Origin of the sequence: Lichenicoccus sp., from assembly GCF_965277665.1 — a bacterium.
Classification (GTDB): domain Bacteria; phylum Pseudomonadota; class Alphaproteobacteria; order Acetobacterales; family Acetobacteraceae; genus Lichenicoccus.
Genome location: NZ_OZ255835.1, coordinates 3111154 through 3134200, shown reverse-complemented (window position 1 = coordinate 3134200; position 23047 = coordinate 3111154). Strand labels below are relative to the sequence as shown.

General features: G+C 69.4%; 16 protein-coding genes. 5 read left to right on the top strand and 11 right to left on the bottom strand.

Going from position 1 to position 23047, the window contains the following annotated elements:
• Positions 1 to 12: 12 nt before the first annotated feature.
• Positions 13 to 3582, bottom strand: coding sequence for a PAS domain S-box protein (locus ACQY4O_RS14580; protein ID WP_428377076.1), 3570 nt, complete (start codon positions 3580 to 3582; stop codon positions 13 to 15).
• Positions 3583 to 3669: 87 nt separating this feature from the next.
• Positions 3670 to 5952: a CHASE3 domain-containing protein gene (locus ACQY4O_RS14575; protein ID WP_428377075.1), complete on the bottom strand. Its 2283-nt coding sequence runs from the start codon at positions 5950 to 5952 to the stop codon at positions 3670 to 3672.
• A 242-nt stretch (positions 5953 to 6194) separates the two neighbouring features.
• Here ACQY4O_RS14575 and ACQY4O_RS14570 point away from each other — a divergent pair, with 242 nt between their 5' ends.
• Together ACQY4O_RS14570 and ACQY4O_RS14565 are read left to right on the top strand one after the other, a co-directional pair.
• A complete protein-coding gene (locus tag ACQY4O_RS14570; protein WP_428377074.1) occupies positions 6195 to 7175 on the top strand; it encodes a GDP-mannose 4,6-dehydratase in 981 nt (326 codons plus the stop codon).
• A 10-nt stretch (positions 7176 to 7185) separates the two neighbouring features.
• On the top strand, positions 7186 to 8112 hold the full coding sequence (locus ACQY4O_RS14565; protein WP_428377073.1) for a GDP-mannose 4,6-dehydratase: 927 nt from the start codon (positions 7186 to 7188) through the stop codon (positions 8110 to 8112).
• 112 nt (positions 8113 to 8224) lie between these two features.
• On the opposite strand, the gene ACQY4O_RS14560 is transcribed toward ACQY4O_RS14565, so the two are convergent.
• Positions 8225 to 8500, bottom strand: coding sequence for a ribbon-helix-helix domain-containing protein (locus ACQY4O_RS14560; protein ID WP_428377072.1), 276 nt, complete (start codon positions 8498 to 8500; stop codon positions 8225 to 8227).
• Positions 8501 to 8903: 403 nt separating this feature from the next.
• Between ACQY4O_RS14560 and ACQY4O_RS14555 the strand changes: the two genes are divergently transcribed.
• Positions 8904 to 11117, top strand: coding sequence for a GAF domain-containing protein (locus tag ACQY4O_RS14555; protein ID WP_428377071.1), 2214 nt, complete (start codon positions 8904 to 8906; stop codon positions 11115 to 11117).
• The gene (locus ACQY4O_RS14550) at positions 11048 to 12232 is read left to right on the top strand and encodes an ATP-binding protein (protein ID WP_428377070.1); all 1185 of its coding nucleotides are present in this window, start codon (positions 11048 to 11050) and stop codon (positions 12230 to 12232) included. The genes ACQY4O_RS14555 and ACQY4O_RS14550 overlap by 70 nt, the downstream gene beginning before the upstream one ends.
• 10 nt (positions 12233 to 12242) lie before the next feature.
• Here ACQY4O_RS14550 and ACQY4O_RS14545 read toward each other — a convergent pair whose 3' ends face one another.
• From ACQY4O_RS14545 to ACQY4O_RS14525, 5 genes are all read right to left on the bottom strand, one after another.
• Positions 12243 to 13556 (bottom strand): MFS transporter, encoded by a 1314-nt coding sequence (locus ACQY4O_RS14545; RefSeq protein ID WP_428377069.1) that lies wholly within the window; start codon positions 13554 to 13556, stop codon positions 12243 to 12245.
• Between the two features lie 51 nt (positions 13557 to 13607).
• Positions 13608 to 14609 (bottom strand): D-erythronate dehydrogenase, encoded by a 1002-nt coding sequence (denD, locus tag ACQY4O_RS14540; RefSeq protein ID WP_428377068.1) that lies wholly within the window; start codon positions 14607 to 14609, stop codon positions 13608 to 13610.
• A gap of 67 nt (positions 14610 to 14676) precedes the next feature.
• Positions 14677 to 15759, bottom strand: a complete 1083-nt coding sequence (locus ACQY4O_RS14535; RefSeq protein ID WP_428377067.1) for a hypothetical protein — start codon at positions 15757 to 15759, stop codon at positions 14677 to 14679.
• Entirely contained in the window at positions 15734 to 17110 is a 1377-nt protein-coding gene (locus ACQY4O_RS14530) for an MBOAT family O-acyltransferase (protein ID WP_428377066.1), read from the bottom strand. Before ACQY4O_RS14530 ends, ACQY4O_RS14535 begins: the two co-directional genes overlap by 26 nt.
• 118 nt (positions 17111 to 17228) lie before the next feature.
• Positions 17229 to 18857, bottom strand: coding sequence for an ABC-F family ATP-binding cassette domain-containing protein (locus ACQY4O_RS14525; RefSeq protein WP_428377065.1), 1629 nt, complete (start codon positions 18855 to 18857; stop codon positions 17229 to 17231).
• A 303-nt stretch (positions 18858 to 19160) separates the two neighbouring features.
• On the opposite strand from ACQY4O_RS14525, the gene ACQY4O_RS14520 reads away from it, so the two are divergent.
• Positions 19161 to 20462 carry a GNAT family N-acetyltransferase gene (locus ACQY4O_RS14520; protein WP_428377064.1) on the top strand — a complete coding sequence of 434 codons (1302 nt, stop codon included), beginning with the start codon at positions 19161 to 19163 and terminating at the stop codon, positions 20460 to 20462.
• A 142-nt stretch (positions 20463 to 20604) separates the two neighbouring features.
• Here ACQY4O_RS14520 and ACQY4O_RS14515 read toward each other — a convergent pair whose 3' ends face one another.
• From ACQY4O_RS14515 to ACQY4O_RS14505, 3 genes are read right to left on the bottom strand one after another with little or no spacing between them, the layout of a single operon-like run.
• A complete protein-coding gene (locus tag ACQY4O_RS14515; RefSeq protein ID WP_428377063.1) occupies positions 20605 to 21741 on the bottom strand; it encodes an iron-containing alcohol dehydrogenase in 1137 nt (378 codons plus the stop codon).
• Positions 21742 to 21745: 4 nt separating this feature from the next.
• Positions 21746 to 22072 (bottom strand): chaperone modulator CbpM, encoded by a 327-nt coding sequence (locus ACQY4O_RS14510; protein WP_428377062.1) that lies wholly within the window; start codon positions 22070 to 22072, stop codon positions 21746 to 21748.
• Positions 22069 to 23040 (bottom strand): DnaJ C-terminal domain-containing protein, encoded by a 972-nt coding sequence (locus tag ACQY4O_RS14505; RefSeq protein WP_428377061.1) that lies wholly within the window; start codon positions 23038 to 23040, stop codon positions 22069 to 22071. Before ACQY4O_RS14505 ends, ACQY4O_RS14510 begins: the two co-directional genes overlap by 4 nt.
• Positions 23041 to 23047: the final 7 nt, after the last annotated feature.

The window sequence follows — 23047 nt, the reverse complement described above, 5'->3', positions numbered from 1 at the left end:
AGGTTTCGTCGGTCAGCCCTGCGTCAGGATCTCGCGTATCCGGGTGGCCAGGGACTCCATGCTGAACGGCTTGCTCATGATCTGCATGCCGGGCTCGAGCATGCCGCGGCCGACCACGGCGTTCTCGGCGTAGCCGGTGATGAACAGCACCTTGAGCGCGGGCGAGCCGACCCGGGCCGCGTCGGCGAGCTGGCGGCCGTTCATGCCGCCCGGCAGCCCGACATCGGTGACCAGCAGGTCGATGCTGCGGCCCGATTGCAGGATGCGCAGGCCGGACGGTCCATCGGACGCCTCGACCGCACGATAGCCGAGCTCCGAGAGCACCTCGACCACCAGCATGCGCACGGTGGGCTCGTCATCCACCACCAGCACCGTCTCGCCGTCGCTGGCGCGCGGCGCCTCGGCCAGGGCCGCCGCCGCCGCGTCCGCGTCCGCTGCGCCATCGTGGCAGGGCAGGTAGAGCGTGACGCCGGTGCCGTCGCCCACCGTGCTGTGGATGCGGATCTGCCCGCCCGACTGCTTGACGAAGCCGTAGATCATCGAGAGGCCGAGGCCGGTACCCTGGCCGAGCGGCTTGGTGGTGAAGAACGGATCGAAGGCGCGCTCGACCACCTCCGGCGGCATGCCGGCGCCGGTATCGGTCACGCTCAGCGCCACGTAGCGCCCGGCAACAAGATCGCGCATGTGCGCCGCATACGGATCCACCAGGCGGTTGGCGGTCTCGATGGTCAGCCGGCCGCCGCCCGGCATCGCATCGCGGGCATTGATGCACAGGTTGAGCAGGGCGTTCTCGAGCTGGTTTGGATCGCACAGCGTCGACCACAGGTCGGGCGTCTTTACCACCAGCAGGTCGATCCCCGGGCCGACGGTGCGCCGGATCAGCTCCTCGATGCCGTCGACCAGGGCGTCGGCATCCACCGTTCGGGGGTCCAGGGTCTGCCGGCGCGAAAAGGCGAGCAGCCGGTGGGTCAGCGCCGCCGCCCGGTTGGCCGCACCCTGCGCCGCATTGACGTAGCGGGCGAGGTCGCCGACGCGGCCCTGGTCGATGCGGGTCTGCAGCAGCTCGAGGCTGCCGACGATGCCGGTCAGCAGGTTGTTGAAGTCGTGCGCCAGGCCGCCGGTGAGCTGTCCGACGGCTTCCATCTTCTGGCTTTGCCGCAACTGCTCCTCGAGACTCTTGCGGGCGGTCATGTCGCGGCCGGCGGCATAGAATTCGTCACCGTCGGCCAGGCAGGTCCAGCTGTACCAGCGATACGAGCCGCTGCGTGCGCGCACCCGCGTGTCGAGGTCGCGCACCGGCTCGCCGCCGCGCAGGCGCTCCAGCGCAGCCCGGGTCGAGGCGAGATCGTCGGGGTGCAGCAAGGCATCGAAGCGCAGGCCGAGCAGTTCGGCCGCCGCGTAGCCGAGCGCCTCGGTCCAGGCCGGGTTGACGCTGCACAAGCGGCCGTCATGGCCGCAGGCGACGAACAGGTCCGGACTGACCCGCCAGACCAGGTCGCGCTCGCGGGTGCGCTCGCCGACCTCCGCCTCCAGGGTCTCGTTCAGGCGGCGCAAATCGGCCTCGGCGCGCACCCGCTGGGCCGCCGCCCAGGTCCGGTCGACAATCGTCCGGATGAAGGCGATCTCGGCCACGGACCAGCTCCGTGTAAGCGTATCGTGCAGGAACAGCACGGCGACCAGCTGCCCGCGTTCCATCAGCGGCACGTTCAGCAGGCTCTCGATCTGCAGCTCGCGCAACGATGCGGCATGCGCCCGTGTGCGCGGATCCTCGCCGACATCGGGGATGGCGACGATCTCGCCGCGCAGCAGGTCATCGAGGAACTTGCCGTAGGTGCTGAAGCGGTGCCGCCCGGCCGCGCTGCTGATCGAGGCGTCGGCGCACCAGTCGCCCTCGATGATGAGATCGCGGCGGTTCCGGTCGAGGCGGCCATAGCCCGCGCGGCGGACGTTCAGGGTGCGCCCCAGGACCTCGGCCAGGATCTCGGCCATCGCGGCGGTGTCGCGCACGTCGCGCAGCCGGTCACCCAGCTCGAGCTCGGCGGCCTGGCGCAAAGCGTGGCGCTTGCGGCCGTCGATATCGAACAGGATGCCGGGGAAGCGCCGCGGCGCGCCGCTGGCATCCTGTTCGCAGTTACCGTTCGCCTCGACCCAGAGCCAGGCGCCGTCATGCTGCCGGACCCGGTATTCGGCCCGGTAGCGGGATCCGGCTGCTACGGCCTCGGCGATCCGGCTCTCGACCTCTGCATGGTCGTCCGGATGGATGGCATCGAGGATGCTGCTGAGCGGCAGGCCGCGGGCGAGCACGGCGGGATCCATCGCGAAGATGCGGGCAAAGCGGCTGTCGCCGCTCAACCGGTCGGCGGACACATCCCACAGGAAGGTGCCGATGACCGCGCCCGCCTCCAGCGCCAGCTCGATGCGCTCGCTGGCCTGCCGCTGCTCGGTGATGTCGCGCGAGATCGCCAGCAGCTTCTCGGGCTGGCCGTCGGCCCCCAGCATCGGGGTCACGACCACGTCCCAGTAGCGGCTGACGCCTTTCATCGTATCGGCGTAGCCGTTGAAGCGGCCGACGCCGCCGAGCCTCGCCGTCTCGACCGCCATGCGCGCGTCGCGGTTCTCCTCGTGCCGCCAGAAGTTCGGCCAGAAGCAGCCCGCGACGGATGCGAGATCATCGATCTCCAGGGCACGCATGCCGCCGTCGCTGATGAAGAGCAGCCTGCCCTCGAGGTCGAGCACCTTGATGCAGTCGTTCGAGCTGGCGAGGATGCGGCGGTTGAACTCCTCGCTCGCCTGCAGCGCCTGCTCGGCCGACCGGGATGCGGTGATGTCGATGGTGATGCCGGTGTAGCGCCGCGCCCGGTGACCGTCGCGTTCGTAGCACCGGCCGCGCACCAGGATCCATCGCGTCTCGCCGTCGCGTTGCCGCACCCGGAACTGCTCGGAATAGTCGTCGATGCCGGTCTGGGACCGTCGCACCGTCTCCCTCGCCCTGATCCGGTCATCGGGATGCAGGTGGCCCACGAGGTCGCGTATCGGGATGCCGTCCTCGGCCACTTGCGGATCGACGCCGTGGAAGGTGGCGAAGGACGCATCGCCGCGCATCAGGCCGGACGGGACGTCCCAGTCGAAGAAGCCGACCAGCCCGGTATCGAGCGCGGTCTCGATGCGCTCGCGGCTCTCGCGCAGCGCGCGGACCGCCATGCGCTGCTCGGTGCGGTCGCGCATGATCTTGATGAAGCCGTCGATGGCACCGGCATCGTCGCGCAGCGCCATCATCTCGCCCGACGCCCAGAAGCGCACGCCGTCCCGCTTGACGTGCCAGCGTTCATCGTTGCCGCGGCCATGCCGCAGCGCGTTGCCCATCTCGCTCTCCGGCACGCCGGCGGCCACGTCCTCGGGCGTGAACAGGCGCTCCGCGGAGGTGCCCAGCATCTCCGCCTCGCTCCAGCCGAGGATGCGTCTCGCGCCGTCGTTCCAGCTGGTGACCAGGCCGTTGAGGTCGAAGCTGATGATCGCGTAGTCGATCGCGCTGTCGAGGATCCGACGGCTGAGCGCGTCGTCCCGGGTCTGGCTGTCACTCACGCGGCTGGCCTCTGCGCAGGTCGCTCATCGGGGATCGGTCCTCGCACACGGTCGCACGGCTCCAGTTCGGCAGGGGCACCTGATCCACTATTGCTGCCGGCGCGGCTTCATCTCGACGATGTTGCTGCCGGCCGCCTTGTCGCCGGCAGCGGGGCTGGCCTGGTCGGCGGTCGTCTCGGCCAGGACATCGGCGATCTTGCGCGCCAGCTGCTCGCGCTTGAACGGCTTGGCGATCAGATGCACCCCGTCATCCAGCCGGCCGTGATGCACGATCGAATTCTCGGTGTAGCCGGACATGTAGATCACCTTCGTCGCCGGCCGGATGGCGCTGATCTGCTCGGCCAGCGCGCGTCCACGCACCTTGCCCGGCAGCACCACGTCGGTCAGCAGCAGGTCGATCTCGTTGGCGTGGGCGCCGAACACAAGCAGGCCCTCCTCGCCGTCGGCCGCCTCCAGGACGCGGTAGCCGAGGTCGGCAAGGATCGCGACCGAGATCTCGCGCACGGCGGGCTCGTCCTCCACCACCAGGATGGTTGCGGTCCCGGCCGGCAGGTCGACCGGCGCGCTGGCAGGCTGCATCGCCGGCGCCTTGGCCGCGCGTGGCAGGTAGAGACGCACCGTGGTGCCCTCGCCGGGCTCCGAGTAGATCTTCACGTGGCCGCCCGATTGCTTGACGAAGCCGAACACCATCGCCATGCCGAGCCCGGTGCCGCGGCCGTCCGGCTTGGTGGTGAAGAACGGCTCGAACACCCGCCCGGCCACCTCGCGGCTCATGCCGTGCCCGGTATCCGAGACCGCCAGCATGGCGTAGTCGCCGGCCTCGACCTCGGCATGCTGGCGGGCATAGGTCTCGTCGAGCACCTTGTTGGCAAGCTCGATGGTCAGCCGGCCGCCGCCCGGCATCGCGTCGCGGGCGTTCAGCGCAAGGTTGAGCACCGCGCTCTCGAGCTGGGCCGCGTCCGCCATCGCCGGCCACAGGCCCGCGGTTTCCACGTAGCGGACGTCGATATGCTCGCCGAGCGTGCGCCGCAGCAGCGGGATCAGCTCGGGGATGGTGAGCGCGATGTCGATCGGCTTGGGGGCCAGCGGCTGCTTGCGCGCGAAGGCCAGCAACTGCGCGGTGAGGGTGGCGCCGCGCTGGGCAGCCCAGGTCGCGCGTTCGATACGGCCCTGCAGCGCCGCATCCCCGGGCAGCCTGGCGCGGGTGATCTCGAGGTTACCGAGGATCACGGTGAGCAGGTTGTTGAAATCGTGCGCGATGCCGCCGGTGAGCTGGCCGATCGCCTGCATCTTCTGCGCCTCGCGCAGCACCGCCTCGGCCTGAGCGCGCTTGGTCATGTCGGTAATGGTGAGCACGAAGCCGCCATCGGGCATCGGCGTGCGGCGCAGTTCGAGGTGGTGGCCGTCGGCCCGGCTGCGTTCATAGATCACCGGCTCGCCGGCACGGCTCAGGCCGTGCCTGATCTGTGTCTCGCTCTCCAGGAAGCCGGTCGTCGGCGCAGCGCCGGCCGCATCCTCCGGCGTCCGGGCCTCGGCGGCGGTGTAGTCGACGAACGCGGCGTACGGACTGCCCAACCGCAGCATGGCTTTCGGCAGCGCCAGGAGCTGCTGGAAGCACGGGTTCCAGTCGGTCAGGCGGCGGTCGGCGCCGAACACCGCGACACCCTGGCTCAGGCTGTCGAGCGAGGTGTGCAGCCGCAGCGCGACGGTGCGCTGTTCCGCCTCCAGCCGGGAGGTCACGGACCAGGCCCGGTTCAGCAGCCGCGCGCCCCACACCAGCGCCACCAGCGCCAGCGCGATGCCGGCCAACAGGAGCATCCGGAACCGCAGCCCGTGCCGGCCCGTGCTCGAAAGCCGGTCCGCCAGCAGGCCGCGCTCGTCCACGGTCATCGCGCCGAGGATCGACGAGATGCGCTGCATGTAGCGCAGGCCGGACTTGTTGAGCATGATCCGCATGGCGTCGTGGGTATTGCCGTCGCGCCGCAACTGCACCGTCTGCGCGAGTTCCTCGAGCTTGCGCTGCAGCACCGGGGACAGCTGACGCAGGCGGTCCTGCTCGATCGCGTTGTCCGCCGTCAGGCGCTGCAGGTCGCCCTGCAGGAAGGTGATCCGGCCGAGCGCCTGTTCGTACGGCACCAGGTAGTCGTCGTCGCCGGTGAGCAGGAAGCCGCGCTGGCCGGTCTCGGCGTCGTGCGCCGCGAGATCCAGGCTCTGGATGGTGCTCAGGACCTCGTCGGCATGTTGCGACCACACACGGGCGCCCCGGGCCGCATCGATCTGGTTCCAGGTCAGGCCGGCGATCAGCAGCAGGATGACCCCGAAGACGGCAAACATCAGGCCGTTGGCGCGCGCGACGATAGACTTGCTCATGGGCGGTCATGGTCCGGAACAGGTTCGACGGCAGCCCCGCGCCCACGTCGGAGGGCAGGGTCGGACCGCCCGTCGGCGGCTCCTTGCTGATAGCACGAAGCAGCGCCTGACATCCGGCTTTGCGCGCTTTCGTTGAATAGGTGTTTTCGTCCGGGCGGCAACCGGCCCGGCGGCCGGAATTTGCTCGAAACCGGCACTTGCTCTACTCGCTTGCCGACCCGCAGGATGAACCAGGAACCCGCATGTCCACAGCCTTGATCACCGGCATCACCGGCCAGGATGGCGCCTACCTCGCGGCCCTGCTGCTCGAGAAATCCTATCGCGTGGTCGGGCTGGCGCGACGGTCCGCCTCGGCGGACAGGGTCAGCGAGCGCCTGCGCTGGCTGGGCGTGCTCGACCGGGTCGAGCTGGTGGACGGCGACCTGCTCGACCTGTCGAGCCTGATACGGATCATGGGCGAGGTCGAGCCCGACGAGGTTTACAACCTGGGCGCACAGAGCTTCGTTGCCGCCAGCTGGCAGCAGCCGCTGCTGACCGGCCAGGCGACCGGCATCGGGGCGGCCAACGTGCTGGAGGCGGTCCGGATCGTGCGGCCGGCGGCGCGCTTCTACCAGGCCTCGTCGTCGGAGATGTACGGCCTGATCCAGGAGACGGTGCAGAGCGAGAAGACCCCGTTCTACCCGCGCTCGCCCTATGCGGTCGCCAAGCTCTACGCGCACTGGATGACGGTGAACTACCGCGAGAGCTTCGGGCTGCACGCCTCGTCGGGCATCCTGTTCAACCACGAGAGTCCGCTCCGCGGCATCGAGTTCGTGACCCGCAAGGTCACCGACGGCGTCGCCCGCATCAAGCTCGGCCTGGCCAGCGAGCTGCAGCTCGGCAACCTCGAGGCGACGCGCGACTGGGGCCACGCGCGAGACTATGTTCGCGCCATGTGGCTGATGCTGCAGCAGGATGTGGCCGACGACTACGTGGTCGCGACCGGCCGCACCACCTCGATCCGCGAGCTGTGCCGGATCGCCTTTTCGCATGCCGGCCTGAACTACCAGGACCACGTGGTCAGCGCGCAGTCCCTGATGCGCCCGGCCGAGGTCGATGTGCTGCTCGGCGATGCCGGCAAGGCCAAGCGCAGGCTCGGCTGGGAGGCCACCACCGGCCTCGAGACGATGATCGCCGAGATGGTCGAAGCCGATCTCGCGCGCCACCGCTCACGCCGGGGCTGAGGACCGCGCGTTGCCGCCGCGGCGCATCCTCGCCACCGGTCTCACCGGCTTTTCCGGGCGTCATCTCCAGCCGGCCGTGGCGTCGATCCTGCCGGATGCCGAACTGGTGCCGCTGGACTGCGACCTGACCGACGCCGACGCGGTGGCGGCACGGGTCCGCGACGTGCGGCCGGACGCCTGCATCCACCTGGCCGCGATCGCCGCGATCGGCGCGGCGGGCAGCGACCCGGCCATGGCCTGGCGGGTCAACCTGCATGGCACGCTGGCACTGGCCGATGCGCTGGTCCGGTGCGTGCCCGGGGCGGCGCTGGTGCATGTGTCGTCCGGCGACGCCTACGGACGCTCCTTCACCGGCGGCATTCCGCTCGACGAGCGCGCGGCGCTGGCGCCGATGAACGTCTATGGCGCGACCAAGGCGGCGGCCGACCTGGCGCTGGGCGCCATCGCCGGGCCGGCCCTGCACGTGGTGCGGCTGCGGCCGTTCAACCAGGCGGGGCCCGGGCAGTCGGATGCGTTCGCCCTGCCCGCCTTCGCCCATCAGGTGGCGATGATCGCCCGCGGCCTGCACCCGCCCGTGCTGCAGGTCGGCAATCTCGATCCGGAGCGCGACTTCCTGGACGTGCGCGACGTGGCGCGTGCCTATGCGCTCACCCTGGCCCGGGTGCGGACGCTGCCGAACGGGACCATCCTCAACCTGGCGTCCGGAACGCCGCGCCGGATCGGCGCGCTGCTCGACGACCTGCTCGCCTTGGCCGGTATCACCCCCGCGATCGAGGCCGATCCGGCACGCATGCGCCCGAGCGACATCCCGCGTGCCATCGGCGATGCATCGCGCGCCCGGGCGCTGCTGGACTGGGCCCCGGAGATCGCGTGGGACCGCACGCTCGCCGACGTGCTGGACGACTGGATGCAGCGGGTCGGGAGCGGCAACACCTAGGCGGTGTGGACAAAGCTCATTCACTACTCATCCACACACTGGTCGTCTATAATGTAGTCCTCGATCGCGTCCAATTGGGCCATGGCCTCAGGCGAGAACCGAACCGCATAGCTCACGCCGAGCGGGCACGCTTGCGTCTGGCCGCCAGGTGCGTGCGTACAGCATCCGCACTAAACGCCCGGCCTGGATCGGCCTTTAGGGCTTCAGCCGCCGGAACAACGCTCTCTCGAAGCCAGCTCTCCACCGCTTTGTCCCGGGCTGCCAGGGCACGCAGCCCGTCGCGGATCACTTCGCTTTCCGTGGCGTAGTCCCCGGTCGCCACCTTGGCCTTCACCATCTCGGCCATCTCGATCGGCAGGGTGATGCTGAGTTGCTGCGTCGAGCGCATGATCTGATTCCGTGGTATTAAGTAGGATTGAAACCTACCGTATAAGGCGGTTCTCCTGCAAATCCACCGAAAAAGCATCGTGTTCCCGGCGATCACCACCGCCACATCCGCATGAGCCCTAACAGGCTGCTGAAAAAGCAACGTCAGGGCGCTGCCCTGGTCCCGCTGGGGCCGAAGGCCCCAGACCCCGATTCTAAAAATACAGGGATTTCAAAGGCTAGCCTTTGATGGGGTCCAGGGGCGGAGCCCTTGGCCTGCTTTGGTTTCATAGCGACTGCATCGTTCTCGGGTTTTTCAGCACCCTGCTAAGCGTCTTGAGGTCGCGCGCGCCGTTGCGCCGTCCTGCCCTGGCCGCGCTCCCTTGCGTCGCACATAGACTTTTACTTTTGCCATTCTAGCGTCGATGATCCCGGTCCCTCCCGGGAGCGATCATCGTGCGTGGACATTGTCTCGCCGGCTCCGCCATCACACGGCGCGCGTTTCGGGCTCCGCCGCGCTGACCGTCCGCGAGACGCTGCCGTCGCCTGGTCCCTGGCCGGTGTCGCAGCCCGACCTGTCGGGCTGCGACACCGAGCCGGTCCACATCCCGGGTGCGATCCAGCCGCAAGGCGCCCTCCTCGTCGTCCGGCCGCACGACCTGCTGGTGGTCCAGGCCAGCGCCAACCTCGAAGGCTTCGTCGGCATGACGGCCGCCGCGGCACTCGGTCGGACGCTGGCCGAGGTGCTGGGCGACGCGCCGGCAGAGGCGCTGGTCGCCGCGACCGAGCGCTATGCCTACGCGCCGAGCAACGTCCTCGCGTTCGACGAGGCCGGCGGCAGGGTGCTGCAGGCGCGGGTGCATCGGTCCGGCCGCATGATGTGCGTGGAGCTGGAGCCGGCGGTCGCACCCGCGGCGCTGAGTTCGCCGATCGGCACGGCACAGGCGGTGCTGGCGAGCCTGACGCAGGCCATCGACCAGGCCGAGCTGTTCGAGATCGCGGCGCGCGAGATCAGGCAGCTGACCGGCTACGACCGGGTCATGATCTACCGCTTCGACCCTGACCTGCATGGCGAGGTGGTCGCCGAAACCCGCGCGCCGCACCTCAAGGGGTTCCTAGGCCTGCACTATCCGGCGACCGACATCCCGCTGCAGGCCCGGCGGATGTTCCTCCAGCAGCGGGTCCGGCTGATCGCCGACGTGCACGCCGAACCGGTGCCGATGCTCGTGTCCCGCGACCTCTCGGACGACGCGCCGCTGGACATGACCTGCTGCACCTGGCGCAGCGTCTCGCCGGTGCATCTCGAATACCTCCGCAACATGGGCGTCGGCGCCTCGTGCAGCATCGCGCTGTCCTCGCCCCAGCTTGGGCCGGAGGCCGACGGCCAGCCGGGACTCTGGGGGCTGATCGCCTGCCACCACGACTCCCCGTACTGGATGGACGCCGAGCTTCGCGCGTCGGTGGACATCATCAGCCAGGTCCTGTCGATGCTTCTGGGCAGCCTCGGCGACGCCGACATCGAGCGGCGACGGCGCAGGCAGGGCGGCGTCACCGCCTCGCTCGCCGGCCGGCTGCAGAGCGACGGGCTCCTGGTCGACGCGGTGGCGGCGATCGGCGCCGACCTGCTCGGCCTGGTCGCGGCGGACGGCGCGATGCTGCGTATCGACGGCGAGGTGCGCTGCCTCGGCCAGACCCCGGAGGCGGCGGATGCCGGCCGGGCGCTGTCGGTGCTGTTCGAGGCCGCGAACGGTGCCCTGCTGGCGCTGGACGACCTGACCCTGCGCCATCCCGATCTTGCCGCCTGCAGGCGGGACGGGTCCGGTGTCCTGCTGCAGCCGCTGTCACCGGCGAGCGACGATGCGATCCTCTGGTTCCGCCCGGAGCAGCAGCAGGCCGTGGTCTGGGCCGGCAATCCGGACAAGCTGGCCGATCGCGGGATCAAACCTGGGCCCGATCCCGGGCGGCTGACGCCACGCAAGTCGTTCGAGGCCTGGAGGCAGGTCGTCGAAGGCCGCTCCAGGCGCTGGACCGAGGCGGACCTGGCGCTGGCCGCCGAGGCAAGGCGCGCCATCACAGCCGAGGCCTTGCGCCGCACGCAGGCGACGCTGCGGCGTGTCGAGGACCGGCTCGGGTTCGCCCTGGCCGCCGGGTCGCTCGGCACCTGGGAGATCGATCCGGCGGCGGGCCGCCTGCATGCGTCCGCCATCATGGGCGCGCAGTTCGGACTGCCGCCGGAGGCCAGGCTGACCTTCGAGCAGATGCTGGGCGCGATGCCGTCCGACGACCGCGCGGCCTACCTGCTCAAGCTGGCGCGCACGCTCGCCGATGACAGCAGCTTCAACGCGCAGTTCCGCGCCCGCCGCCCGGACGGCAGCGAGCGCTGGATCGAGCATCGTGGACGCCTGCTGCGCCAGTCCGGACGGCCTGCGACGCTGACCGGCATTGCGCTCGACATCACCGGGCGCAAGCAGATCGAGGCCGAGTCGCACGCCACCGCGACGGGCTGGAGGCGCTGGTCGGCGACCGCACGGCGGCGCTGGAGGCAGCGCTCGGCAGCCTGCAGGCCGAGGTGTCGGAGCACGAGAGCACCGGGCGGACGCTGCGGCAGTCGCAGAAGATGGAGGCGCTCGGCCAGCTGACCGGTGGCATCGCGCATGACTTCAACAACCTGCTCACCATTATCAGCATCAGCCTGGAGATGATGCAGGCGGCCATCCTCGCGGGCGGCCTTCCCCGGGCCGGGCTCGAGGAGGCGGCGCTGCGTGACCTGACCCGCCATGCCGGCAGTGCCCGGCGGTCGGTGAGCCGCGCCACCGCGCTGACCCAGCGGCTGCTGACCTTCGCCCGGGTGCAGGTGCTCAGCCCGCAAGAGGTGGACATCAATGCCCTGGTCACCGGCATGGAGGACCTGATCGTCCGCACCATGGGCCCGGCGATCCCGGTCAGGCTGGTGCTGGACGGCGGGATCGGCAGCACCTTGTGCGACGTCAACCAGCTCGAGAACGCCCTGCTCAACCTGTGCATCAATGCGCGCGACGTGATGCCGGCCGGCGGCCGGCTCACCATCCAGACCGCGAACGTCAGTTTCGACGAGGAGTACGTGGCGCGACACGCCGACGTGCATGTCGGCCACTACGTGGCACTCTGGGTGACCGATACCGGCGGCGGCATGGCCCCCGATGTGGTGGCGCGCGCCTTCGATCCGTTCTTCACCACCAAGCCGGTCGGCCAGGGCACCGGCCTCGGCCTTGCCATGGTGCACGGCTTCGTCCGGCAGGCCGACGGCCATGCGCGCATCGACAGCGAACCCGGCGCCGGCACCACGATCTGCCTCTATCTGCCCAACCGCTTGCAGACCGCAGGCAACCCCAAGGCGGGTCCGGGCCAGCCCCGGATGGGCACGGTGCTGGTGGTTGCAGACGAGGCGGCGCTGCGTTGCCTCGTCACCGAGTGGCTGCGTGGCCGTGGCTACGTGACCTACGAGGCCGCGGACGGCCCGACCGCGCTGCGCTTCGTGCAATCGGACCTGCATGTCGACCTGCTGGTGACCGACATCGTGCTGCCCGGCATGAATGGCCAGCAACTCGCCGACGCGGCACGACGTCGCCAGCCCGGCCTCAAGGTGCTGTTCACCACCGGCTTCCTGGGCGAGCCGGCCACCCGCCTGGCGCTCGATCCCGAGGCCCGTGTGCTGATGAAGCCGTTCGCGCTCGACGCGCTGCAGGCCGAGATCCAGGCCCTGACGGCGGCCTGAACTCAGGCTCTCAGGAAATCGGCGCCACCTTCGGCTCGCGCAGCAGGAGCACCAGCAGGGCGCCGATCGCGCCCGAGATGCACAGTGCGTAGAGGCCCGCGCCGTGCACCGCGAAATGATGGTCGGCCCATTCGCGCAGGTTCGGCGCCACGAAACCACCGAGGTTGCCGAGCGAGTTGATGACCGCGAACGCCGCCGCCGCCGCGACCCCGCCGAAATGATCCGCCGGGAAGGTCCAGAACACCGGCTGCGCGCTGATGATGCCGCTGGCGGCCAGGCAGAGTGCCGCGATGGCGATCACCGGGGGTGACTGCGCCGACACCGCGATGCCGAGCGAGATCGCCAGCATCGAGATCACCGCGAACAGCCGCCTGCGGTTGAGACGCACCGCCAGTCCGGGCCAGAACAGGTTGACGGCGATGGCGCAGGCCCAGGGCAGCGCCGAGAGCAGGCCGACGACGAAGCCGATCTTGCGGCCGACCAGCTCGCTGACCTGGTTCGGCAGGTAGAAGGTGACGCCGTAGCTGCCGATCTGCAGGGCGAAATAGATCGCGATGAAATGCAGCAGGCGCGGATCGCGGAAGGCGTCGAGCAGGCTGTGCCGGCCGATCACCCGCTTCTCCTCGCCCTCGGCGGCGATGGCGGCCCGCAGCGCTCGCTTCTCGCCGGGTTCGAGCCAGTGCACCGAATCCGGGCTGTCCGGCATCCAGAACAGCACGCCGATGCCGACCAGGGAGGCCAGCAGCCCGTCGATCATGAACATCCACTGCCAGCCGGCGACGCCGAACACGCCATCGAGGTCGAGCAGCGCGCCGGAGGCCGGGTTGCCGAACAGCAGCGCGAGCGGGTAGCCGAGATAGAACAGCCCGATGACGCGGCCGCGTTCGGCGGACGGGAACCAGTACGTCATGAACAGGATCGCGCCGGGGAAGAAGCCGGCCTCGGCAATCCCGAGCAACAGGCGCAGGACGCAGAAGCTGACATTGCCGGTGACGAAGACGGTGGACGCCGCGACCAGGCCCCAGGTGATCATGATCCGCGCCATCCAGACGCGCGGCCCGACCCGGTGCAGGATCAGGTTGCTGGGCAGCTCGAACACCGCGTAGCCGACGAAGAAGATGCCGGCGCCGAGCGCGAAGTAGGCGCCCGAGATGCCGACCTGGGACTGCAGCGCCTGCTTGGCGACACCGACATTGACGCGGTCGAGGAAGTTCACGGTGTACATCGTCAGCAGCAGCGGGATCAGGCGCAGCTTCGCCTTGCGTATCGCGCTGACGAGGGCGGCGTTGCCCGTGCCAGGGCCGTCGTAACTCTGGTCGGGCAAGGCCGTGTCCTCTCGATGGAGCGCCTTCTTCTCAGCGGCGGGCGCGCGGGTTCAGCCGATACGGCCGCCCAGTTCGTCCTCGATATGCGCCCGTACGATATCGGTAAAGTGCTTCTCCGCGACAAAGCCGAGCGCCTCGGCGCGGCTGGCGTCCAGCGCCTGCGCCCAGCCGGCGACGATGCGCTCGATCACCGGGTCGCGCTGCTCGCGGATCAGGTTGGCCACCCGGTCGCCGGCCACCTCGCGCAGCGCCGCGATCTGCTCGCCTACGGTGACGGACAGGCCCGGCATGCTCAGGTTGGGCCGGTCGCCGACCCGCGCGAGGTCGAGGGAAGCGGCATGGATCAGGAAGCCGATCGCGGACCTCGGGCTGGTCATCCAGTGCCGCACGTCCTCGCCGACCGGCAGGATCGCCTCCTGGCCCGCGAGCGGCTCGCGGATGATGCCGGAGAAAAAGCTCGACGCGGCCCGGTTCGGCTTGCCGGGGCGCACGCAGATCGTCGGCAGGCGGATGCCGATGCCCTCCAGGATGCCACGGCGCGCATAGTCCGCCAGCAGCAGCTCGCCCATCAGCTTCTGGGTGCCGTAGCTGGTCTGTGGAGTCAGCACGTACTCCTCCGGGATCACCGGCGGGAAGCTGCCGCCGAACACCGCGAGCGAGGAGGAGAACACCACGCGTGGCTTCCAGCCCCCGCTCCCTGAAAGTCGGCCATCCCCTTCGAGACGAATCGCATCGAGCAGCAGCCGGGTGCCGTCGAGGTTGATGCGGTAGCCCTTCTCCAGGTCCGCCTCGGCCTCGCCGGAGACGATCGCGGCGAGGTGGAAGATCAGGTCGGGCCGGCTGCGCACCAGGGACGCCATGGTGCCGGGCTCGGACAGGTCGCCGGCCCGGCAGTTCGCCTCGCCGGTGAAGCCCGCCGGTGCCGTCGGCGTGATCACATCGACGAGGTCGAGCGTGGTGACCGGCTGGCCGCCGAGCTGGCGGTCTTGGGCCAGGCGCTCGGCCAGCTTGCGGCCGAGCATGCCGGCCGCGCCGAGGATGAGGATACGCATGTGGGGTGCTCCTGGAGCTGGGTGCGCGTCGATGGCACGACGGATCTGGTTGCCTGACAAGTCCTGATCAGGAATGGCGGTTCCACGCCAGGATGCGGAACTCCGGGCCGGACGCGTGCGTCCCGCTTGCGTGCGGATTTCCGAGCGACGCCGCCATGTCCCGCATGACCCGGTTCGCGATGCCGATGCGGTAGTGCAGCGGGTCCCAGAAATTGCGGTGCGACAGCGTGATGGCGTCGGGCTGCGCGAAGTCGAGCACCACGCTGTCCGGCGTGCGCTCGGCGGCGGCCACCGCCAGGCGCTTGCAGGCGTCCCACGAGGCGCGCGTGCGGCTGCCCGCCACCCCCATGGTCTCGTCGGTGATCGGCGGGAAATACAGCAGCTTGACCGCATCCGGCGGCAGGCGCGCGAGCAGGGCGGGCAAGCCGGCCACATACGGGAGCACGACCGGCGCCGCGCCAGCGGGCGTCTCGTCGACATGGCCCCAGCTCCGGAAGATCGCCTCGACGCGGGCGGCGTCGTAGGCGGCATCCGGCGGCAGGAAATTGGTGTAGCCGTCCACGCCGTAGTGGCGGCGCTTGAGCCCGAGCGCCGCCGAGGCCTGGTTGGCGGCCTCCTGCACCGCATACAGGCTCAGCATCTGGCCGTAGCCGCGCCAGCGCGTGCCGCCATACATCCAGGCCGGGAACGGCCGTCCGGTGAGCCGCGGCGAGCCGGGCCCGGCGAGGCACCAGGAGGCGTCGAGGCCGAGGATCAGGGCATGAGCGTGCGGATGGCTGCGCGCGAACAGCAGCAGCAGCCGCTCCTGCTCCCAGGCGGTGGCGGCGTTCATCGCGAGGTTGGCGAAACGCGCGCCGAGCAGGGCATCCAGCACCGCCGGGCGCAGCAGCCGGCTGGTCGAGGTGCCGATGATGACGGCGTCGAACTTCGCATCGGTCGCCAGCCGGGGGAACGAGTAGCGCGCATTGGTCGAGATCGGTACCCGCGTCATCGGCAGGTGCAGCGGCAGCATGCCCCACGGGTCGACCAGCACCACGAACAGGTAGGCGATGCCGAGCGGGAGGCCGACCCCGAGCAGCAGCACCGCCAGGAAGCGGCGCCACAGCGTCTCGGACCGAACGTTCTCAGAACTGGAAATAGATGAACTCACTCGGAATGCCGCCGCCGACCAGGATCACCAGAAACGCCAGCGCCGCGCCGATCGGCACCGCCAGCCACCAGCGCGGCTGCAGGCGATCGAGCATCGCGGCCTGGCTGGCCGGCCCGATGAACACGCACGCCGCCGCGAGTGCGACGATGCCGGCATTGCGCACGTGCACGTGGCCGATGCCCTGCAGCCCGGCCATCGCGCCCAGCATGTGCCAGGCGGTGTGGAAGTCCGGTGCGCGGAACAGCACCCAGCCGGCGATGACGAACAGCAGGGTCAGCAGCCATCCGGCAAAGCCCGGCAACCGGCCCCCGGCGCGCTGCCAGAGATGGTTGACGGCAAGGCCCACGCCGTGCAGGCCGCCCCAGGCGACGAAGGTCCAGGCGGCGCCGTGCCAGAGACCGCCGAGCAGCATGGTGGCGGCCAGATTGAGCATCTGCCTTCCCTCGCCGCACCGGTTGCCGCCGAGCGGAATATAGACATAGTCGCGCAGGAACCGCGACAGCGTCATGTGCCAGCGATGCCAGAAATCGCGCAGCGAGGCGGCGTTGTACGGCGCATTGAAATTGAACGGCAGCTTCAGCCCGAACATCAAAGCCAGCCCGATCGCCATGTCGGAATAGCCCGAGAAATCCAGGTAGATCTGCAGCGTGTAGCAGAATGAAGCGGCCCACCCCCCGGCCAGGCCGAGCGGCTGTCCGGTGGCGGCGAGCGCGAACAACGCATCCGGATTGACCGCGATGCTGTCTGCGAGTCCGGCCTTCTTGGCCAGCCCGACAGTGAACAGGGCAAGCCCGCGCGCGATGTCCTGCATCGGCGTTTCGGTCGGACGCACACGATCGAACTGCGGCACGATCTCGGTGTGGCGCACGATCGGACCCGCGATCAGTTGCGGAAAGAAGGTGACGAAGGCAAAGAACTCGAGCAGCCCGTGGATGCGCCAGCCGCCGCGACGCAGATCGACGAGATAGGCAATCTTCTGGAACACGAAGAAGCTGATGCCGAGCGGCAGCAGGATCGGCCACGGCGTGTGCACGCGCCCGAACAAGGCGTCGATATTCGTGGCGAGGAAATTCGCGTACTTGAACACGCACAGCGTCGCGAGATTGGCGACGACACCCGCGGTGAGCCAGGCCTTGCGGCCGCTGCGTCCATACGCGTTAGAAAGCAGCCAGTTCAGCAGCGTGAGGCCGACCAGCAGCGGCACGTAGTGCCAGTTCCAGCTGGCATAGAAAGTCAGCGAGGCGATCACCAGCACCAGCAGGCGCGCCTGGCGCGCCGTGCCGCAGGCGTAGTAGGCCGCCAGAACAACCGGCAGGAAAGCGAACAGGAAGAGCTGCGAGTTGAATAGCATCAGGGGTTAGACAAGGGCTTTGCCCTTGACCCACTGGGGCCGCAGGCCCCAGACCCCGATTCTTGAAGAATTGGATTTCAAAGGCTTGCCTTTGATGGGGTCAAAGGGGCAACGCCCCTTACGCTCGTCTCTTGCCCTTTTTCTTGTTTGCCTTGGCATCCTGCGACGGTGCCGGGCCGCCCTTGGCGCGTTCGATGACGAACTTGGCGTAGTCGTCCATGTCGCCGTCGAACGGCACGATGGTGCCGTCTGCGGCGAGCCAGAGCCGGTCGGCGACCAGTTCCATCAGCGAGCGGTCGTGGGTGATGAGGATGACCGCGCCTTCGTAGTCGTTGAGCGCGTCCAGCAGCGCGCGGCGGCTGTCGATGTCGAGATGGTTGGTCGGCTCGTCCAGGATCAGCAGGTGCGGCGCTTCCATCGCCACCAGGTTGAGCAGCAGGCGCGCGCGCTCGCCGCCGGAGAGGTTGGCGACCGTGGTTTCCTGCTTCTGGAAGGCGATGCCGAACTGGGCGAGGCGCGAGCGCTGCACGGTCTCGCTGTCGTCCTTGCGGGCGCGTCGCATGATGTCGAGCGCGGTGTCGTCGGGATCGAGCGCCTCGATCTGGTGCTGGTGGAACCAGCCGACTTTGATGCGGCCCTCGCGCTGCATGCGGCCGGAGGTGATCGGCAGCGCGCCGGCGGCCATCTTGGCAAAGGTGGACTTGCCGGCGCCGTTCACCCCGAGCAGCCCGATGCGGTCATCGACATCGAGGCGCAGGTTGAGGTCGCGCAGCACCGGCGGCGCGTCGCCGTAGGCGATACTGACGTGCTCGAGGCGCATCAGCGGCGGCGCCAGCGGGCGCGCCGGCGAGGGCAGGGTGAAGGGGACCACGCGCTCCTCGATGGTCGCCGAGATCGGCTCCAGCTTGGCGAGGCGCTTCATGCGCGACTGCGCCTGGGCGGCCTTGCTCGCCTTGGCGCGGAAGCGATCGACGAAGCTCTGCAGATGCGCCCGCTCGGCCTCCTGCTTGACGCGGGCGGAGGATAGAAGGCGCTGCTTCTCGGCGCGCTGGCGTTCGAAGTCGTCGTAGCCGCCGGTATAGTAGTCGAGCTTGCCGTCGGTGACGTGCAGGATGGCCTCGACGCAATTGTTCAGCAGCTCGCGGTCGTGGCTGATGATCAGCGCCGAGTGCGGATATTTCTTCAGTCGCGCCTCCAGCCAGAGCGCGCCTTCCAGGTCCAGGTAGTTGGTGGGCTCGTCCAGCAGCAGCATGTCGGGCTGCGCGAACAGGGCGGCGGCGAGTGCGACCCGCATGCGCCAGCCGCCGGAGAACTCCGCCATCGGCCGCGCGAGGTCCTCGGTGGAGAAGCCGAGCCCGTTCAGGATCTCGCTCGCGCGGGCGGGCGCGCGGTCGGCGTCGATCTCGATCAGGCGGGCGTAGATCTCGCCCATGCGCTCCGGCTCGGCGGTCGCAAGCTCGGTATGCAGCGCCTCGCGGTCGATGTCGGCGGCCAGGATGGTGTCGAGCAGGCTGACCGCGGTGGCCGGATGCTCCTGGTCGACCGAGCCGAGGCGGGCCGCCTTCGGCAGGCCGATTTCGCCGCCGTCCGGGCTGAACTCGCCCTTGATCAGCCGGAACAGGGTGGACTTGCCGACGCCGTTGCGGCCGACCAGCCCGACTCGGGTGTCTAGCGGCAGCGTCACGCTTGCGCGGTCGAAGAAGCGGCGCCCCCAGGCATTGAAGGTCATGGTGTCGATCTGAAGCATGCAGGATGGCGCCGCCCGTTGGTCGTGGTGGTCATGGTGAACGTCATTGTTCGCTGGCGCGTGCCTAGCGGATCGGGCGCCGGAAGGCGAGGACCGGCGGCCCTTTGGAGCACCGGCCGCCATCGCGTGCCCGGAATGCCACGGGTGCGGCATCGGATTGAGGATAGCGTAAATATAACTTTTTGGCCTGCGGCAGCCTCTGTTGTCGTTGCGAAACGCATGGTAACCGTTTGTCAGGTGCCCTGCTCCAGTCTGCCGAGACGGGGACTTCTCGACTGCGGCGACGACGTCCCGGGGGCTCCGATGCAAGAGTTGGCCACGCGTGACCGTGTCGCATCGGCGACCCGGCGGATCTCCTCCCTGGCCACCGTCGATCGCCCGGCGGCGCGTTTTGTCGTGACAGCTTTGTCCACGCAGCACGCCAGGACGGAAATCCGGTCCTGCTGGAACCAGTTACTGTCCGCCAACGACAAGCCCGGTGCGCTGTACCAGAGCGACAACTACTACGACTATCGATGCGAGAGTGGTGATACCGACGGCGACGTGCTGGCGGTCTCGGAGACGGCGCAGGGTTCGATCGTCGGCGTCGTCCCGCTCAAGGTCACCGGGATCGGCCTGCAATTCATTGCGCGTTCCAGCGTATTCCTGCGTCTGGCGCCGAAGGGATTGTTCCTGCTCGGCAGCGAGCCGATGCTCAGGGAAGATGACGACGCGTTCGACAGTCTTTTTCTCTACCTGCTGCAGCATTATCCGCGGGCGCGGGCGATTTCGATGATGTCGGTCGTCGTCGACAGCTTTACCTGGCGCTATATCACGACGTCGAAGCTGATCAGCGAAATCTATTACATCTACCTGCCGGAGGGGCCGCGCAACTGCCACTCCATCGCGGTGCCGGTCTCGCTCGACGCCTATCATCGTGGTCTCAGCAAGAAGCGCCGCTACAACCTGCAGCGGCAGGAACGGCTGCTGCAGGAGCATCTTGCCGAAGCGGTCACGCTTGTTGCGGTCGAGCGTGTCAGCCGGCTGCATGAACTCTACACGGCGATCGATCAGCTGCACGCCACCGATCCGGCGATCCTGTCCCGGGAACAGTATGAGCTCGCCTGCAAGCACGGCATCCTGCTCTGCTACGTGCTGCGGGCAGGATCCCGGACCATCGGGCTGGCCATCGGGTCCAAATCCCGGAAGACCTTTCTTGTCCACAAGATCTTCCACGACGAAGCCCTGAACAGGTATTCGCCCGGGACCGCCCTGTGGCAGTACATCCTGCGCGACCTCATCGAGCGTGCCGAGTTCACCCATGTCGACATGGGTTTCGGGGACCCGGCCTACCGGCAGCATACCACCAACGTGATAGAGCAGCGCGCCCGCATCCTGCTGTTCCGCCGGACGCTCGCCAACCGGCTGAGGATCGCAGCCCATCGCGGCTACTACGCGGCCACGACCGATATCAAGCGCCGGCTGAGGGACAGCCTGGTAGGCGGCCTGCTCAGGCGGCATGCGCTGGAGGCCGGTCAGATCCAGGGGGGGCTGGTGAGCGCCCTGCGCCGGGTGCGAACGATCTCAACTGCGAGCACACCCGCGAGCGACACCGTGTTCCGGTAGATCAGCCCGACGCCGGGCAGACCAGACCAGCCGCCGCGTTCACCCGGCGGGTGGCAACCGCCTTGCGCGCCGCAGCGCTCCGCTTGCGGGCTAGTCCGGCTTTGGCTCCGGCCGCCTTGAGGCGCGGCTTGTGGTCGGGATCTCATGCGGATGCCTCCAGCATCGCGCGGTAGTCGGCCTCGCTGGCCTGGCGGGGGTTGGTGCGGTGGCAATGGTCCGCGAGTGCGCGCTCGATGATCGTGGGATACAGCGCGGGTGCCACGCCCAGCGCGCCGAGCCCGTCCGGCAGCGCGAGCCGGCGGTTGAGCTCGCGGACCGCCTGGATGACGTCGCCGCCGTCCGGCAGGCCGATCGCCTGGCCCAGCCGCGCCATGCGGCCTTCCGCGCGCACCGAGGGCGCCTCGGCGTTGAAGGCGAGCACCGCCGGCAGCAGCACCGCATTCAGCACGCCGTGATGCAAGCTCGGATCGAGGCCACCCAGGGCATGGCTCAGGCTGTGGACGCAGCCGAGGCCCTTCTGGAACGCCATCGCGCCCATCATCGAGGCGCACATCATGTTCAGCCGCGCCTCGCGATCATGCGGCGACGTGACTGCAGTTTCCAGGTGCGACCAGCCGCGGCGCAGCCCCTCCAGCGCGATGCCGTCTGCCGGCGGGTTGAAGGCGGGGGCGAGATAGGTCTCGATGCAATGCGAGATCGCGTCCATGCCGGTGGCGGCGGTGAGGCGTGCCGGCAGACCGAAGGTCAGCTCCGGGTCGCACAGTGCCACGCGCGGGATCAGGTGTGGCGACAGCAGCCCGACCTTTCGGCCGTCCTCGAGGATGATGATCGCGCCGCGCCCGACCTCGCTGCCGGTGCCGGCGGTGGTGGGAATGGCGATGACCGGCGCCACCGCGCCGGTGATGCGCATGGCGCCGCCCTCGATCATCGCGAACGACGCCAGCGGGCCATCATGCGTCGCGGCCAGCGCCACCGCCTTGGCGAGATCGATCGAGGAGCCGCCGCCGATCGCGACGACGCCGTCGCATGCCCCGGCGCGATAGCTGGCGACACCGCAGCGCACGGCGCCCTCGGTCGGGTTAGACGGCGTGTCGGCGAACAACGCCGGCGACAGCCCGTCGAGCTGGGACAGCACGAGGTCGGCGAGACCGGCTGCCTGCACGCCCGGATCGGTCACCACCAGCGGCTGCCGGATGCCGAGACGGTCGCACTCCTGGCGCAGCAGCCGCACCGCGCCGAACTCGAACTGGATGCTGGTGACGTAGGTGATCGCGGCCATGCGGCTACTCCCGGGCGTCGCCGATCAGCCGCAGCAACGCCGCGCGCTGATCGGGACCAGCCTGGTGCAGCAGGTCGCGCACCCGGCGCAGGCGGCGGCGCTCCTCGTAGAGCTGGTCGAGCAGGGAGAGCACCACCGGCAGCGCCTCCTCGTCGACGCGCAGCTCTTCGCGCAGTTCGAGGATCAGCCGGACGCGGGCCACGTCGATATCGCCGAACTCGTAGCGGCCCGAGCCGCCTTGCGGACGCACCCAGCTTCTCTCGATCCAGCGTTCGACGTCGGTGCGCGTGAGGCCGCGCACCTCGATGCAGAGGGTCTCGATCGTGATCATGCTGCCCCCTTCGTTTCGTCGCTTGCGTTGGGCGGGACGGGCGGCGTCCAGTGGCGCAGGAAATCGCGCAGGCTGTCATCCACGGCGCCCACCGAGACCCGCAGCGTGACGTAGAGGTCGCCGGCCGGATGGCCGCCATGCGCCGCGACACCCTTGCCGCGCAGCCGCAGCTGCCGGCCGGTGTCGGAGTCCGGCGGCACGCTCAGCGCCACGGTGCCGGACGGCGTCGGCACCGGGAGCTTGGCGCCCAGCACCGCCGCCTTCAGCGTCACCGGCAGGTCGAGATGGATGTCGCGACCGACGCGCCGGAATGCCGCATCCGGCAGCACCCGGATCTCGATCAGCGCATCGCCGTCGGGTCCGCCTTCGCGCCCCGCGCCACCGCGGCCACGCAGCCGCAGGCTGGTGCCGTCCTCGATGCCGGGCGGGATGCGCACGTCCAGCGTGCGGCCATCCGGCAGGGTCAGACGGCGGGTGGCGCCGGTGACGGTGTCGACGAAGGCGACGTCGAGCGCATAAGTCTCGTCGCGCCCGCGTGCCGGACCGGTGGCGCCGCCGCCGCCCGCATGGCGGAAATACTCGCCGAAGATGTCGCCGAAATCCTCCTCGCTCCAGCCGGCCGCACCCGCCCCGGCCCCTGCGGAGGCGCCGTAGCGGCGGCCGGCCTCGCTCTCGGCGTAGTCCCGGTAGCGGCGTTGCTGCCCTTGCTGGCCCGATCCGGGTCCGCGTGGCTGATGGCGTTCCTGGCCCGATGCGTCGATCTCGCCGCGGTCGTAGCGCGCGCGCTTCTCGTTGTCGGAGAGCAGCTCCTTGGCGCCGGAGACTGCCTTGAAGCGCTCCTCGGCCGCCTTGTCGCCCGGGTTCAGGTCGGGATGGTGCTTGCGCGCGAGCTTGCGGTACGCCTTGCGGATCGCGTCGGCATCGGCATCGCGCGCGACGCCCAAGGTCGCATAGGGATCGTCCGCCACCCGCTCT

Excerpts from the sequence above, each read along its gene's own strand:
- ACQY4O_RS14510 (WP_428377062.1), bottom strand. The coding sequence starts at position 22,072 with ATGATCACGATCGAGACCCTCTGCATCGAGGTGCGCGGCCTCACGCGC.
- ACQY4O_RS14560 (WP_428377072.1), bottom strand. The coding sequence starts at position 8,500 with ATGCGCTCGACGCAGCAACTCAGCATCACCCTGCCGATCGAGATGGCC.
- ACQY4O_RS14520 (WP_428377064.1), top strand. The coding sequence starts at position 19,161 with ATGCAAGAGTTGGCCACGCGTGACCGTGTCGCATCGGCGACCCGGCGG.
- ACQY4O_RS14525 (WP_428377065.1), bottom strand. The coding sequence starts at position 18,857 with ATGCTTCAGATCGACACCATGACCTTCAATGCCTGGGGGCGCCGCTTC.
- denD (WP_428377068.1), bottom strand. The coding sequence starts at position 14,609 with ATGCGTATCCTCATCCTCGGCGCGGCCGGCATGCTCGGCCGCAAGCTG.
- ACQY4O_RS14530 (WP_428377066.1), bottom strand. The coding sequence starts at position 17,110 with ATGCTATTCAACTCGCAGCTCTTCCTGTTCGCTTTCCTGCCGGTTGTT.
- ACQY4O_RS14515 (WP_428377063.1), bottom strand. The coding sequence starts at position 21,741 with ATGGCCGCGATCACCTACGTCACCAGCATCCAGTTCGAGTTCGGCGCG.
- ACQY4O_RS14575 (WP_428377075.1), bottom strand. The coding sequence starts at position 5,952 with ATGAGCAAGTCTATCGTCGCGCGCGCCAACGGCCTGATGTTTGCCGTC.
- ACQY4O_RS14570 (WP_428377074.1), top strand. The coding sequence starts at position 6,195 with ATGTCCACAGCCTTGATCACCGGCATCACCGGCCAGGATGGCGCCTAC.
- ACQY4O_RS14555 (WP_428377071.1), top strand. The coding sequence starts at position 8,904 with ATGATCCCGGTCCCTCCCGGGAGCGATCATCGTGCGTGGACATTGTCT.